The organism is Bradyrhizobium sp. NDS-1, assembly GCF_032918005.1.
Taxonomy (GTDB): Bacteria; Pseudomonadota; Alphaproteobacteria; order Rhizobiales; family Xanthobacteraceae; genus Bradyrhizobium; species Bradyrhizobium tunisiense.
In genome coordinates, this window is record NZ_CP136628.1 from 2634664 (window position 1) to 2648588 (window position 13925).

Genomic DNA, 13925 nt, shown 5'->3' on the forward strand with positions numbered 1-13925 from the left:
TCGTTGGTCTGGCTCGGTTTCAAACGGCGCCGGGATGGGAGATGGAGAATCTCGCAGTTCTCGCAGGGGGACGCCACGTACTCATTCCACCGCCGGGACGAGGCTTCGTGCCTTACCCTGAAACACCGCGACTGGTCATCGACAAATCTCTTGGCCGAGCTCCCGCGGACTGGGAGCTCTTTCACGACTACCGGCTTGTTTCGGATAGAATGAAGAGCCTCCTCGAGGAATTGGATTTGGAGGGAGTTCGCTTCGTCAGATGCGAGACACGTTACCGAGACGGTCGAGCGGCACCAACATATTGGCTTTGTGATGTCGTCAGGGTCCTCGATGCAGTCGACGAAGCGAAATCGGTTCTTGAGATCGAATATCCCACGCCCGGCCGCAAAGTTTACAATCTGAGGGGAAGAAGCAGCCTCGTCTTCAAGGAGGATAGTGTCGGGGCGGCTCATATCTTCAGGCTTCTCTTCTATCCCACGATAGTCTGTGACCAAGTCGCTAAGGATGCGTGCAAGGAGGCGGGCATGAAAGGCATCGGATTTACCGATGCGACCAAGTATTGAACTGATGCGCCGCGTTGTCGATTTGAAATCTTTCGTCGAGAGATCCGCCGATCAGAGGCAAGAGCGTTCTTGTCCAGCCGCGTCTCATCGGAGTATGGCCTAGAAAAGTCGGGCTCGCGAGATATTGCGAGCTTCTTTATTGCCATTCCTTGCGGCCAGGTGTTTTCCTGGCTGCTCATGCGAAGCCTCGCATCGAGCAATTGCATGGCGCCCCGAAGGCATTGCTGGTTATCAGCTGCCGCCTCGCCCGATAGCAGGGACGAGTAATCAAGACCGAAAATCTAGTTTCCTCCACTCGCATGCGGGCACCGACGTCTTGGGGCCGCGCTGATTCATGCCTTGGCGCAACGCAAGAGGCTAGCATGTTCCAGATCCATCACATCTTGCCACAGAGCCTTGCCGGCCACTTCACACTCAAGGTCTTGGGCGATCGTTTCAATCTTAATGGCATCAAGAATTTGATCGATCTTCCATCAAGTCAGGAAGCTGCTCGAGAGTTAGGATCAAGCCCTCATACAGGAGGGCATCTTGCGAGCTATAACAAGATGTTCTGCAAATTTCTCGAGGGGCTCCAGTCGCACCCATCTTTCGCCGCCGCCGAGCAAGGCGATACGGCTGCTGTTGATCAACTGGACGTCGAGATGAGCAGCTTTCTTGCAGCTGCCAAGCACGCGCTGGCGAGGGGGCATTTGTTCACCAATACGCCTTTGGGAATGACGCCCGAGGGCGCGAACAGGCATATCGACGACTGGCATGCAAACTGGAAAACGTATGCCGAAGAGAATCGCGACAGCATTCGGCAGATGCAGGACACTGTTGATCAACTTCATGCTGCCAGCCAATGGCGAGGCGCGCTGCGTGCTCCCATCCTCCTTCCCGACGGGACTCTCAGTCTCGCAGACAAGTTAGGGATCATAGCGCGATACTCACAGAAGGGTCTCACTGATTCACCTATTTCGCAGCACTTCGCAGCTGTTGAACCTGTTCCCGACCAGCCTGGCCTCATTCCTCCAGTCATTGATACGCGGGTACCACCCTTTACTCCGCCTTTGCCCGAAGATTTGAATCGACCGGAAGGATTGACGCCGGGGCCGCCTCAAACTTTTGGGCTTCCCGGTTTGCCTGCTGCTGATCCGCGAGGCTTTGGGCCGCTACCTCCCACGACGGTGGCCCCTCAAGATTCGCTGGTTCTCAGGTTCGATCCGACTAGCGGGGCTCCGCTGCCGTTTTTCGAGCGCTCCCCGATCCTAGATCCGGACCCTCCTTCGGCCGCCGCGCCGCCTAACGCGCTGTATGGTGTCGCAGCAGTCGCAGCGCTCGGAGCGGTCGCTCCGCAGCTCCTCCCGTTGCTAGGAATGTTAGGCGCCGTGGGGCTCGCAGGGACCGTGCCGGCTCGCGCTTCCGGTGCGGAGAGCGGCGCCGGGATAACCGGTGGAGGCGTCTTCTCCACCGGCACAACTCCATACGATCCATTTGCCCCGGGCAGCCCTGCCCCTCGGGCAGGCGGCAGTTCTCTTGGGCTTGCGCCCGGATGGCCGGTTGAAGACAATTCTCCCAAGCCAGAACATACCGGTACGTTCGCAGATCGCTTCGGCAATTGGACGAGCACGCCAAGCGCCACCATGCATGCCGAGCATTTGCCCCAAGTGGCCCCTACGCCCGCTGCAGGATCAATCGCGTCCGAAGACGTTCGGCGCCTCGCCCGGGTCAACGAGTCCAACGCGGGCAGCGTGTTTGCGTCCGGGAGTGCGCCGGTCCCCTATCTGCCGTCCACGGAATTCAACGAGCGATATGGCAGTTGGGCCGTTCCGACTGCTCACAGCGGGCAACCGCAGCTGAGCAAGCCGATCGGTACCTTCGCCGACGAGCCGAGCTACCTCATTCCGCCACCGATCTTCGGAGTAGACGGTTCGGGCAATCCGGGCACGGATGCCGAGAAGTGGTTCTCGCGTTGGATACGGCCGTTGCTTCCGCCGGAGTGAGGGCTTGTCTAGAAGTAGTGTACGCGGTGCGCGATCGGAGCCGTTTGACGCGTCGGGCAAAACACTGGCAGAGTGGCATCATCGAAAGAGTTCGGATCGAGCCCGCGGGAAGCCGCGGGCTTTCTTTATTCTGCGGAAATGTGACGTTCGCGCGCTACGCCGCAGCCAATCCAAACCACCGGATCAACGCATCCTCCAACCCGCCCTGGCTCCCGTCTCCCACCCAGGCCACATGCCCGTCGGGCCGCACCAGCACCGCGCCGGGCGCGGTGACCTGTCCGATCGCGGGAAGCTCCCATGGGCCGTCATAGGCGGCGTCGACAACACCGACGCGGTCCGCCCAGGGCGTGAGGTCGATTGACGCTCGCTTGCCGAAATTGACCAGCACGCCGCGTGCGCCATGCAGCAGCGTGAACAGGTTTTGCTTCTGTCCTTCGATCGTCAGATCGAGATCCGGCATGCGCCGGCCGAGCAGCGCGTGGCCTTCGCCGAGATCGTAGGCGATGTCGAGCCCGCTCATCATCGCGCCGAAGCGCTTGCGCGGCTCGTCCATGCCGAGCAGCTCGGCGATGGCCTCGCGCGCGGCCTTGCGGCCCTCGTCGCCGCGGCGGAGCAGGGCGATCTGCGCCATGGTGTTCTTGAGGACGCGCGCGCCAACCGGATGGCGCTCCGTGTGGTAGCTGTCGAGCAGGCTGTCGGGCGAGACGCCTTTGACCACCTGCGCCAGCTTCCAGCCGAGATTGACGGCGTCCTGCACACCCAGATTGAGGCCCTGCCCGCCGACGGAGTGATGGATATGCGCGGCGTCGCCGGCGAGCAGCACGCGACCGCTGCGATAGGACACGGCCTGGCGCGCCGCATCGGTGAAGCGGGAGATCCAGGCCGGATCGTGCAGGCCGAAATCGGTGCCGTAGACGGCCACGAGCGCCTCGCTGAGGTCGCGCTGGGTGGGCGGACCGGTGCGATCGAGACTTGCTTCGGTCACGACGACCAGCACGCGTCCGCTCTCGGCCTTGCTGAGGCCGTGAAAGCCGAGCGCATCGTGACGCAGGCCGAATTCCGGCGCCTCGCGCATCTCGACCTCGGCCATGAGGTTGAGAAGCGTCGGCGCGGTGCCGGGGAAGTCGATGCCCGCGGTCTTGCGCACCAGGCTGCGGCCGCCGTCGCAGCCGACCAGGTAATTTGCGCGCAAGCGCTCGCCGCCTGACAGCGAGACGTCGACGCCGGTCTCGTCCCGCGCAAAGCCCGTGACCTCGCGATTGCGATAGAAGGGAACGCCGAGCTCCATGGCCCACTCGGCCAGGATGCGCTCGATGTGGGCCTGCCGCAGCGCGAGCCCGTAAGCGTGCCGTGTGGGGAGGTCGCTGATGTCGAGTCTGGTCCAGGCAAAGCCCGCGAGCTGGACGATCCGTCCTTCGCGCAGGAAGCGGTCGGCAACGCCGCGCTGATCGAGGATCTCGATCGTGCGCGCGTGCAATCCGCCGGCGCGCGTCTCGACCATCGCCTGATCGGGGCGCCGCTCGACGATGGCCACGTCGACATCGGCGAGCGCGAGCTCGGCGGCCAGCATCAGCCCGGTCGGGCCGCCGCCCGCAATCACCACGGCGTGCTCGTTCCGCGCCGGGTTTTCCGCGCGGGTTCGCTGCGGGCGGCGGCGCGAACGGGAACTGGGAAGCAGTACGGACATGTCGTGACCCCTCGGCTTGGTGTCGGGTCGGGGGTTCTACGGCAGAGGCGGGGACTTGAAGCAAGCCCGTTGCGCACCACATATTGAGTTGGGAGGAGAGGCTTGCCCTTTTCGCGTTGGCCGCGTTGACACGTCGGGCAACACACCGGCATGATGGCATCATCGACAGAGTCTGGTTCGGCCCGCGCGGGAGATGCCCGCTGCGGGTTTTGTTTTGCCGATTCAGCAAATGCCGGTGGTTCGCTGCATGACGTCGGCGAGTTCCTCGAAGGAGAAAGGCTTGCGGATCATCGGCAGGCCGCCGCGCCGGGGCTCGCGACCGGAGAGTTGCAGCACCTTGAGCTCCGGACGGACTCGCCTTGCCAGCTCGGCCAGCTCATGACCGTCCATGCCGGGCATGTTGATGTCGGTGATGAGAATGGAGATCTCCTTGTGCTGCTCAAGCCGGTCGAGTGCGTCCGGTCCGCTTTGGGCCCTGACCACCTCGCAGCCGAGCTCTTCCAGCATGTCCACGACGACGTCGAGGACGGCGGGATCGTCGTCAACAATCAGGACAGTGTGGCTCATCGCGCGGACATTCCTTGCAACCAGAGGGGTAAACGCGCCGCTCGTCCGGTAGGTTCCTGCGGGCCTAATCGTCCTTCGACACATCGCCGGGCTTTTCAGGAACGCTGATGGTGCCGCCCTCGCCGTGCTCGAGATTGCGGCCGCTGTCCCGGGTCTCGCCGGGCTCTTCGATGATCGAATCCTGCATCTCGCGCTTTTCGTCGCGGCGCGGCTTGTCTGCGGGCAGGCCGCGCGATGCCTGCTGGTGCGTCGTCTCTCGTGTCATGGGCCGATCCTCCCGATCGGCTAACGTTCACCGAGCCTGCAAGTTCTTTTGACACGTCGGGCAAAACACTGGCAGAATGGCATCATCGAAAGAGGTTTGGTTCAGCCCGCGCGGAGCAATCTGCAGCGGGCTGCTTCATTTCCGAAAGAGGCTTTGACACGCCGGGCAAAACATCGGCATGATGACATCATCGAGACGAGTTTGGTTCACCCGCGCGGACGTCATCCGCCGCGGGTTTTTTCGTCTCGATTTCAGAATCGGACGGCGGCGGCGCATTGCGGCCACGCACTCGTCAAACCTGGAGCGCCGATCGGCGCGCCCGCCGTCCGAACCATTGCCGGCCGTGCACGCGCGAACGTGCCGGCCCGCGGCGCATGGGCCGATGGCCCGCGCCGCTGCGGTCTCCGGACGACACGGAGATAGGGTTCGCGCCCGAAACGATCGCGCCTCGCCTGGCGCGATCTGCCGCGCATTTTCTTCGCATGGAGGGATGATGACCGTCTATCTGATTTCGCTCGCGCTTACGAGCCGGACAAGCTGATGGGCTATTGCGTGGCGATCTACTTCGCAAAGCTCCTGGTCTGGGACGAGGTGCTTGGATTTGGCTCGACGGACGCTCTGGCGGGATTTGCGGCGATCACGGCCAATCTGGTCGTCTCCTTCTACTTCGCCAAGCGCGGTTTCGAGAACGTTGCGAGGATCATCAAGCGGTGAAAATTCAGGACGAAGAAATTCGAGCGATTGTCGCGCAGACGCTGGCCGAGCAACAAAGAATTCAGCAGGAGAGCGTCGATGCCATCGTATTGAAAGCGGTGGCATCAGTCCTGGCCTCGTTCGGGATCGAAGACGATGACCGGAAAGAGCTCAGAGCTGATTTCCAGCACCTGCGGCGCTGGCGAAAGAGTGTGGAACAGGCCCAGAGCTACACCTTCAAGGCCGTGATCACGGTGATTGCGACCGGCCTGATGGGGGCGGTCTGGCTCGGTGTCAAAGTCGTGCTGGGCAAGTGACCTCGACGCCACGGAATCGCCGTCGCAGCATTACCTCGCCAACAGGTTACCCGATGTACAGAATTCGAGCCGTCGATGCGGACGATGACGAAGCCGCCGAGATGCTCGGTGATTTGCATCGGCTGACATTCTTCCATGGGGCCTCAATGCCGCAATTCGATTTGGGGACGTGGTGGATCGCCTACCACGGCGATGACGCGGTTGCCTTCGCAGGCGTCGTGCCCTCGACGCATGCGCGGAACAGCGGATATTTCTGCCGCGTCGGGGTCTTGCAGCGGCACTGGGGGCGGGGACTTCAACTCAGGTTGATGCGGGCGATCGAAGTGCGAGCGCGGCGCCTCGGATGGGACAGCATCGTCTCCGATACGACGGACAATCCGGTATCTGCCAACAATTTCATCCGTGCGGGTTATCGGCTGCACGAGCCCGAGACGCCCTGGGGCTGGTCGCATACGCTTTACTGGCGGAAGTGGCTGCGCTGAGCAATTGGAGCGGGCTTCCCGTGACGCGGAACGCGACTCTCTCATACCAGAGTGGCTGCGCGAGCCGCGCGTAGCTTCCGTACGCCCGGAAATGTCTAACGGCCCGGCAGCTTGACGGCTGCCGGGCCGTTTCTGCGTTTGGAGTGAAGCGAGCGAGGCACTTGCGAAGTTGGCGGCGCCGGGCTTTAAGTCTGCTCCTGCAGGAAATTCGGCGGCCATAAGCCGATGTAAGGGAGCGCTATCGATGCCCAACAGACCTCAATTGCCGGAACGTTCGCCGCGGGCGACCGGAGGCCTGACTGCGCTCGATGGTCTGCTGGTCGTCGATTTCACGCGTGTCGTCGCCGGCCCGGCCTGCACGCAGACACTCGCCGACTTCGGCGCGCACGTCATCAAGATCGAGAACCCCGACGGCGGCGACGATACGCGCGCCTATGAGCACGCTGAAATCGGCGGCGAAAGCGCCGCCTATCTCAGCCTGAACCGCAACAAGCGTGGCATTGCGCTCGATCTTACGGTGCCCGAAGCCCGCGAGATCGCGCTGGATCTGATCGGCAAGGCGGATGTGGTCGTGGAGAACTTTTCAAGCGGGGTCATGAAGAAGTTCGGGCTCGACTATGAGACGGTCGCGCCGCTCAATCCTCGGCTGGTCTATTGCTCGATCTCCGCCTACGGGCGCTCCGGACCGTTCGCCTCGCGCCCCGGCTTCGATCCCATCACGCAGGCAGAGAGCGGCTTCATGTCGCTCAATGGATTTGCCGACGGCCCGGCGGTTCGTACCGGCCCGCCGATCGTGGACATGGCAACGGGGATGTCTGCGTGCAACGCCATCCTGATGGCGCTGCTGGCCCGGGACCGGCTCGGCCGCGGGCAACAGGTCGAAGTCGCCTTGTTCGACGTCGCAATGGGGATGACCGGCTTCTACGGCATGGCCTATCTCATGAGCGGCGAGAACCCCGGCCGGTTCGGCAATTCGCCCAGCGGCTCTCCGACTGTCGGCGTCTACGAGGCCTCCGATGGGCCGCTCTATATGGCCTGCGCCAACGACCGGCTCTATCGCCGGCTCGTGGTCGAGGTGTTCAACCGGCCAGATCTCATCACCGGTCCGCAGTTTGCCACGCGCAAGGACCGTTCCGAGAACAAGGAGCTCCTGCGCGCAGCCATCGCGGAGGTCTTTGCCGGCGATACTCTCGAGAACTGGATGGCGAAGATGAAGCAGGCCAATATTCCGGTCGGCTATCTCCGGACAGTCGAGGAGGGGTTCAACGCACCCGAAGCCCGCGAGCGCCAGCGCTTGAACCGGATCCCGCATCGTACTGCGGAATGGGTGCCCAACATCGAGCCGCCAGTTTCCATGAGCCTCACCGGCGCGGTCGATCCCGTTGCTGCCCCGCTGTTAGGTGAGCATACCGAGGATGTCTTGCGCAATGTGCTCGGGTATGACGAGCGTCGGATCGCGGAGTTTAGCCGGAAGGGTGTCTTTGGCTCAGGCAAACCCTCGGCGCCGGTCTAAGCCCGAGCGGTCAACCCTCATGGCACCCGGCTTCGGCCGGCGTGCGAATTGATGCGTCGTGATGCCATCTGCATTGGCTTGATTTGGCGATGGGGCGGCCGCATAAATGCAGGAAAGCGAGGGACACGAATGGCGCCTGGTCGAAAGCCGAGCATGGGTCAGCCCACCGGGCCGGACGCCGGCGAGCACGCCCATGCGGCAATGATCGCGAAGGCTGGGGCCCTGCTGCCGCGACTCCGAGAGAGGGCGGCGCGGACAGAGGAGCTGCGGCATCTGCCGTCGGAAACCGAAAGGGATCTCCACGACGGTGGTCTATTCCGGATGCTCCAACCGGCGCGGATTGGCGGCGCCGAGCTTGATTATGTCGCCCTGGTCGACTGCGCGGAGCTGCTCGGACAAGCGGACGCTTCGGTCGCCTGGAATCTCGCCAATCTGGCGAGCCATCACTGGATGCTCGGCATGTTCGAGCATAAGGCGCAGGATCTTGTCTGGGGCCGTGATCCGGATGCGCTAATTGCATCCTCGTTCATTTTCCCCGCCGGACGCGCCACGAAAGTCGAGGGGGGATACCGGCTGCACGGCAGCTGGCCGTTCTCCTCCGGTGTAGCCTCCTGCGACTGGAATATGCTTGCGAGCGTGGTCTACTCCGACGACGAGGCCGATGGCATCGAGTATCGCATCTTTCTGCTGCCAAAAGCCGATTACAAGGTGCTGGACACCTGGAACGTCGCGGGACTGCGCGGGACGGGGTCTTGCGACGTGGAGGTCAGGGATGCCTTCGTGGCAGACTACATGACGGTTGCGGTCGGCGATCTCTCGGGCGGCCCGACGCCGGGAAGCAAGATCAATCCAAATCCGCTGTATGCGCTCCCCGTATTCTCGCTGTTCCCATACGTCCTTTCCGGGGTTGCGCTGGGCAATGCGCAGGCGTGCCTCGACGATTATACGGAGGTCGCACGCCATCGCATTTCGACCTACAACCGCGCCAAGCTGAGCGATTTTCAGAGCACTCAGATCAAGATCGCAGAAGCCTCGGCGAAGATCGATGCCGCGCGCCTGATCATGCGGTCGGCATGCCTGGATGCCATGGAGGACGCGCGGCGCGGTCACGTCCCTGATATGGCAAAAAAGACCCGATATCGACGCGATGGGTCTTTTTCAGTGAACCTGTGCACGGACGCGGTCTCGATGCTGTTTGCCGCGAGCGGTGCGCGCGGGCTGTTCACGACTGGTGTGTTGCAGCGGCAATTCCGCGATGCTCACGCGATCAACTCGCATCTCGCATTCAACTTCGATGCGGCCGGGACCAATTATGGACGCGTGGCGCTGGGCCTGCCGTCCGAGAATCTCACGCTGTGAGGCCGGCTGATGAGTGATCTGCCGCAGCAGCCCCGCGTTTCCGACCCCGCCAACGAGTTCGCGAGCGATAACTCGCAGATCGATCCCCGCGACTTTCGCAACGCCCTCGGAACCTATGCAACGGGCGTGACGATCATCACGGCCGCAGCGCCTGACGGCAAGCCTTACGGGCTGACGTGCAATTCGTTCGCCTCGGTGTCGCTGAATCCTCCGCTGGTTCTCTGGAGCCTTGTCGTTTATTCCTCGAGCCTGACCATCTTCCAGAATGCCAGCCATTTCACGGTCAACGTGCTTGGCGCCTCCCAGCAGGCACTTGCGAGCAAATTCGCGAAATCGTCGGATGACAAGTTCACCGGTGTGGACTGGACGCCGGGCCTCGGCATGGCACCGGTCCTTGCAGAGAGCGTCGCCAACTTCCAATGCCGCTCCGTGAATCGCTATTATGGCGGCGACCACGTGATCTTTCTCGGCGCGGTCGAGGCCTATACCTACAACGCGCGCGAGCCGCTGCTCTTCGCGCGAGGGGCGTTCGGCCGATTTCTCGCGGACGACGAGCGCAAAAAGTCCCCTTAGCGTGCTTCAGGCGATGGATGGCCTAACGCTCCGCCGCTGAAAGCTTGTAAATTTCCAGCGCGTCGGCTTCCGCGCCGCGCGCCGCCTTCGCCAGCCTGAAGAGTTGGCCCGCAAGCGAGGCCATTGGCACAGGCGTCGACGTCGCCTGTGCGACGTCGACGACCGTATCGAGATCCTTGAGCATCGTTGCAATGTGGCCAAGGGGTGGCGAGTGAATGCCTTGGGCCATCCGCGGCACGAAAAGCTGTAGCGGAATGGAGTCTGCAAAGCCGCCGGCGAGGGCTTCGGGCAAGCGATTGGCATCAATTCCCGCGTTCGCGGCCAAACGTGTGGCTTCCGCGAGAACGGCCATCGCGCAACCGACGATCACCTGATTGCAGAGTTTTGTGGTCTGGCCGGCGCCGGTCGGGCCCATGTGGGTGAATCTGCGCGCCATGGACAACACGTAGGGCCGTACCCTCTCGATGTCAGCAGCTTCTCCACCGGCCATGATTGCAAGCGTGCCTTCCTCGGCCCCCTTCGTGCCGCCGGAAACCGGTGCATCGATCCAGCCGGCGCCATTGGCGTCTTTCAGTCGCCTTGCGAGGCCGCGTGCGGCGTCGGGATGTATCGACGAGAAGTCGACGACAAGCTTGCCAGCGCCGGATGCCGCTGCCAGCCCCTCGGGCCCGAAGATCACGTCTTCGACCGCCGCCGCATCGGTCACGCACATGAAGGCAATATCGGAGTTCACCAGGAGATCGCGCGGCGTGGCTGCGCGCTTGGCACCGGCTTCGATGAGCGCGGCCACCTTGCCCTCCGAACGGTTCCAGGCAGTGACCTGATAGCCGGCCGTGAGCAGGCGTCGGGTCATCGGTGTTCCCATCAGCCCCAGGCCAAGATAACCAAGCCTCTCGGCGCCTTGCGGGTTTGCCTTGCTCGCATCAGCCATAGGTTGCCTCCTTCTGCCGCAGCGGCGCCGCTTTATCATACATTGCGCGGCGGGCGACGAAACCGTCGGCCTCGCATGGCTTGCCTGATTGTTTGAACCATGAAACATTTGAGGCAGTCGGGTTGAGGTGGCGCCGGTCGGCGCCGGAGCAGCGGAGTGGGCACGATGCGAACCGTTTCGAAGTGGATCCTGGCTTTGGGGGCGGCGGCGGCCGTGAGCGCGGGGGCAACCTCGTCATGGGCGCAGCAGACGATCCGCGTCGGCTGGACGATTCCAGCCGAGGAATCCAAATACTGGATGATGCGCCGCGCGGCTGAATTTCCCAATCTCGGCAAGACCTATAACATCGAATGGACCCAGTTTCAGGGCACCGCGCCGATGACGCAGGCCCTGGCGGCCGGCGCGCTCGACTGCGCAACGCAGGCGCCGCTGTCGCTGTCCAATGGTGTCGTGGGCGGCAACCTCAAAGCCTATATCGTGGCGCAGCACGTGTTCGAGAAGCCTGGCGGTTTCTCGGTCTATTGGGCCGTCAAGGATGACTCGCCGATCAAGACGATCGCCGATCTCAAGGGCAAGACGGTCGGCATTTCCGTGATCGGCGGCGGCACGCAAGGTCCGTTCAACCTGCTCCTAAAGCAGAATGGTGTGGATCCGGCCAAGGATATCAAGCTCGTCGAGGTCGGCTTTGCGGTGTCCGAGGATGCGCTGCGCCAGGGCCGCGTCGATGCCGTCAACATGAATCAGCCATTTGCCGCACGCGCGGAGGCGAAGGGCGGCACGAGAAAACTGTTCTCACTGTCGGAGGCCATGCCGAACATCGTGCATATCCTGGAAGCCTGCCGGGCCGATTTCGTCGACAAGAACCCTGAAGCGGTCAAGGCCTATGTCCGCGACATCACGTCAGGAATGAAGAAGGCGTTGGCGAACCGGGAGGAGACCTTGAAGGTCGTCAATGAAGTTCTGAAAGCGCCTATCCCGGTGCTCGAGACCTATCTGCTTAAGGACAACGATTTCGGCCGTGATCCTGGCGCGGCGCCGAACTTCCCCGCGATTCAGAAGATGCTGGACATCTACGCGGAGACCGGAATGCTGCCGAAACTGGATGTCGCACAGTTCAAGCATCCGTCGATCGTCGCTCCCCTGGAATAGACGAGCGATCGTGCGATCCGAACGAGGAGCTCGCGGCGTCCCGGATGATCCGGGACGCGGGACGAAGAAGATGCACGCATGATGAAGTTGCGATCACGGGTCACGACAGACGGCCTCGACCGGGCCCCGCACCGTGCATTCATGCGCGCGATGGGGCTCGACGACGCCGCGATTGCGAAACCGATGGTGGGCGTCGTCAGCATGAAGGGCGAGCAGACGCCCTGCAACATGACCCACGACTTCCAGGTGGCTGCGGCCAAAACCGGAATTGAGGAGGCCGGCGGCACGCCGCGCGAATTCTCGACCGTGTCGGTTTCCGACGGCATCAGCATGAATCACGAGGGAATGAAGTTCTCGCTGTTTTCGCGCGAACTGATCGCCGACTCGATCGAGGCCGTCGTCCATGGTCTGGCCTACGACGCGCTGATCGGATACGGCGGATGCGACAAGACCCTTCCTGGCGTGATGATGGGCATGGTTCGTTGCAACGTACCCTCCATCTTCATCTATGGCGGCAGCTCGCTTCCGGGCCGCGCGGATGGGCGTACGCTGACGGTGCTCGACTCCTATGAGGCTGTCGGCAGCTTCATGACCGGTGAGATCGACGGCGCCACGCTCGAGCGGATCGAGCGTGCCTGCCTGCCGACGATCGGCGCGTGCGCCGGTCAGTTCACCGCCAACACCATGGGAATGGTCTCGGAGGCGATGGGGCTGACCATTCCCAACGTCTCGATGGTGCCCGGTGTCTATGCCGAACGCGCACAGATCTCGCGACGGGCCGGCCGCCTGATCATGGAGATGCTGGAGCGTGGCGGGCCGCTGCCGCGCGACATCGTGACGCGGAAGTCCCTGGAGAACGGCGCGGCGATCGTTGCTGCGACCGGAGGCTCGACCAATGCCGCTCTGCATCTGCCGGCGATCGCGAACGAGGCCGGCATTGTATTCGGGATCGACGATGTGGGCGAGGTCTTTGCCAGGACACCGCTGATCGGAAATCTGCGCCCCGGGGGAAAATACACGGCGAAGGATGTCTACGACATCGGCGGGGCCGCCGTGGTGATCCGCGAGCTGATTCGGAGCGGTCACATCGACGGCAGCTGCATCACCATCACAGGGCGCTCGCTTGCTGAAGAGTACGGTGCAGCCAACGCGCCGGACGGCGAGGTGGTTTACGCGTCTGCCGCGCCGATCATGCCTGACGGCGGCGTGGCGGTGCTGAAGGGAAATCTCTGCCCCGATGGTGCGGTGATCAAGGTCGCAGGCTTGAAGAGCCAGTTCTTCGAAGGCGTGGCGCGCGTGTTCGAAGATGAGGAAGGCTGCGTCAAAGCTGTTCGGGATCGCAGCTACAAGGCAGGCGAGGTGCTTGTGATCCGAAACGAAGGGCCGGTCGGTGGCCCCGGCATGCGCGAGATGCTCGGTGTCACCGCGCTGATCTACGGGCAGGGCATGGGCGAGAAGGTGGCGCTGATCACCGATGGCCGGTTCTCCGGCGCGACCCGCGGTATGTGCATCGGCTACGTGGCCCCCGAAGCCTTCGTCGGTGGTCCGCTCGCGCTCGTTCGCGACGGTGACAGGATCCGGATCGATGCCGCAAACCGACGGATGGATGTGCTGCTCGACGAGCAGGAACTCACCACGCGGCGGCGAGATTGGAAGCCGCGTCCGCCGCGTCACCGTGCAGGCGCTCTTGCAAAATATGCGCGGCTGGTTGGGCAAGCGCCAGGCGGAGCCGTGACGCATGAAGGCCCGGCAGAATGGCCGTGGTTCGAATGACGCACCGCACGGGTGCGAAAATGGCCGCCTGTCTGGCAGGTTTCTTGCTAAGCTCGTGCCGCTGACGGAGA

13 protein-coding genes and 1 pseudogene are annotated in these 13925 nt (G+C 63.0%); 10 read left to right on the forward strand and 4 right to left on the reverse strand.

Features of this window, described 5'->3' with window-relative positions; all coding sequences use genetic code 11:
- Positions 1-41: 41 nt before the first annotated feature.
- Positions 42-563 (forward strand): imm11 family protein, encoded by a 522-nt coding sequence (locus RX330_RS12285; protein ID WP_317243181.1) that lies wholly within the window; start codon positions 42-44, stop codon positions 561-563.
- Positions 564-925: 362 nt separating this feature from the next.
- On the forward strand, positions 926-2545 hold the full coding sequence (locus tag RX330_RS12290; protein WP_317243182.1) for an AHH domain-containing protein: 1620 nt from the start codon (positions 926-928) through the stop codon (positions 2543-2545).
- Positions 2546-2699: 154 nt separating this feature from the next.
- Here the strand turns inward: RX330_RS12290 and RX330_RS12295 are convergent, their stop codons facing one another.
- The 3 genes from RX330_RS12295 to RX330_RS12305 form a co-directional block, all read right to left on the reverse strand.
- Positions 2700-4232, reverse strand: a complete 1533-nt coding sequence (locus RX330_RS12295) for an FAD-dependent monooxygenase (protein ID WP_317243183.1) — start codon at positions 4230-4232, stop codon at positions 2700-2702.
- Between the two features lie 222 nt (positions 4233-4454).
- Positions 4455-4799: a response regulator gene (locus RX330_RS12300; protein WP_212090720.1), complete on the reverse strand. Its 345-nt coding sequence runs from the start codon at positions 4797-4799 to the stop codon at positions 4455-4457.
- Between the two features lie 64 nt (positions 4800-4863).
- Complete coding sequence (locus tag RX330_RS12305) at positions 4864-5064, reverse strand: hypothetical protein (RefSeq protein ID WP_212090723.1); 201 nt, start codon at positions 5062-5064, stop codon at positions 4864-4866.
- 519 nt (positions 5065-5583) lie between these two features.
- Here RX330_RS12305 and RX330_RS12310 point away from each other — a divergent pair.
- The 6 genes and pseudogenes from RX330_RS12310 to RX330_RS12335 form a co-directional block, all read left to right on the forward strand.
- Positions 5584-5778, forward strand: a pseudogene (locus RX330_RS12310) (hypothetical protein); the annotation flags it as partial.
- Positions 5775-6074 (forward strand): hypothetical protein, encoded by a 300-nt coding sequence (locus tag RX330_RS12315; protein WP_317243184.1) that lies wholly within the window; start codon positions 5775-5777, stop codon positions 6072-6074. The pseudogene RX330_RS12310 and the gene RX330_RS12315, both read left to right, overlap by 4 nt.
- Before the next feature lie 53 nt (positions 6075-6127).
- Complete coding sequence (locus tag RX330_RS12320; protein WP_317243185.1) at positions 6128-6556, forward strand: GNAT family N-acetyltransferase; 429 nt, start codon at positions 6128-6130, stop codon at positions 6554-6556.
- 244 nt (positions 6557-6800) lie between these two features.
- The gene (locus RX330_RS12325; RefSeq protein WP_317243186.1) at positions 6801-8069 is read left to right on the forward strand and encodes a CaiB/BaiF CoA transferase family protein; all 1269 of its coding nucleotides are present in this window, start codon (positions 6801-6803) and stop codon (positions 8067-8069) included.
- A 153-nt stretch (positions 8070-8222) separates the two neighbouring features.
- Positions 8223-9428 carry an acyl-CoA dehydrogenase family protein gene (locus RX330_RS12330; RefSeq protein ID WP_375848866.1) on the forward strand — a complete coding sequence of 402 codons (1206 nt, stop codon included), beginning with the start codon at positions 8223-8225 and terminating at the stop codon, positions 9426-9428.
- A 9-nt stretch (positions 9429-9437) separates the two neighbouring features.
- Positions 9438-10001 carry a flavin reductase family protein gene (locus tag RX330_RS12335; RefSeq protein WP_212090859.1) on the forward strand — a complete coding sequence of 188 codons (564 nt, stop codon included), beginning with the start codon at positions 9438-9440 and terminating at the stop codon, positions 9999-10001.
- Between the two features lie 22 nt (positions 10002-10023).
- Here the strand turns inward: RX330_RS12335 and RX330_RS12340 are convergent, their stop codons facing one another.
- Entirely contained in the window at positions 10024-10932 is a 909-nt protein-coding gene (locus tag RX330_RS12340; RefSeq protein WP_317243188.1) for an NAD(P)-dependent oxidoreductase, read from the reverse strand.
- A gap of 165 nt (positions 10933-11097) precedes the next feature.
- On the opposite strand from RX330_RS12340, the gene RX330_RS12345 reads away from it, so the two are divergent.
- Positions 11098-12081, forward strand: a complete 984-nt coding sequence (locus tag RX330_RS12345; RefSeq protein WP_212090865.1) for an ABC transporter substrate-binding protein — start codon at positions 11098-11100, stop codon at positions 12079-12081.
- A 78-nt stretch (positions 12082-12159) separates the two neighbouring features.
- Positions 12160-13854: a dihydroxy-acid dehydratase gene (gene ilvD / locus RX330_RS12350; protein WP_317243189.1), complete on the forward strand. Its 1695-nt coding sequence runs from the start codon at positions 12160-12162 to the stop codon at positions 13852-13854.
- Positions 13855-13925: the final 71 nt, after the last annotated feature.

Excerpts from the sequence above, each read along its gene's own strand:
- RX330_RS12285 (WP_317243181.1), top strand. The coding sequence starts at position 42 with ATGGAGAATCTCGCAGTTCTCGCAGGGGGACGCCACGTACTCATTCCA.
- RX330_RS12290 (WP_317243182.1), top strand. The coding sequence starts at position 926 with ATGTTCCAGATCCATCACATCTTGCCACAGAGCCTTGCCGGCCACTTC.
- RX330_RS12295 (WP_317243183.1), bottom strand. The coding sequence starts at position 4,232 with ATGTCCGTACTGCTTCCCAGTTCCCGTTCGCGCCGCCGCCCGCAGCGA.
- RX330_RS12300 (WP_212090720.1), bottom strand. The coding sequence starts at position 4,799 with ATGAGCCACACTGTCCTGATTGTTGACGACGATCCCGCCGTCCTCGAC.
- RX330_RS12305 (WP_212090723.1), bottom strand. The coding sequence starts at position 5,064 with ATGACACGAGAGACGACGCACCAGCAGGCATCGCGCGGCCTGCCCGCA.
- RX330_RS12320 (WP_317243185.1), top strand. The coding sequence starts at position 6,128 with ATGTACAGAATTCGAGCCGTCGATGCGGACGATGACGAAGCCGCCGAG.
- RX330_RS12325 (WP_317243186.1), top strand. The coding sequence starts at position 6,801 with ATGCCCAACAGACCTCAATTGCCGGAACGTTCGCCGCGGGCGACCGGA.
- RX330_RS12330 (WP_375848866.1), top strand. The coding sequence starts at position 8,223 with ATGGGTCAGCCCACCGGGCCGGACGCCGGCGAGCACGCCCATGCGGCA.
- RX330_RS12335 (WP_212090859.1), top strand. The coding sequence starts at position 9,438 with ATGAGTGATCTGCCGCAGCAGCCCCGCGTTTCCGACCCCGCCAACGAG.
- RX330_RS12340 (WP_317243188.1), bottom strand. The coding sequence starts at position 10,932 with ATGGCTGATGCGAGCAAGGCAAACCCGCAAGGCGCCGAGAGGCTTGGT.
- RX330_RS12345 (WP_212090865.1), top strand. The coding sequence starts at position 11,098 with ATGCGAACCGTTTCGAAGTGGATCCTGGCTTTGGGGGCGGCGGCGGCC.
- ilvD (WP_317243189.1), top strand. The coding sequence starts at position 12,160 with ATGATGAAGTTGCGATCACGGGTCACGACAGACGGCCTCGACCGGGCC.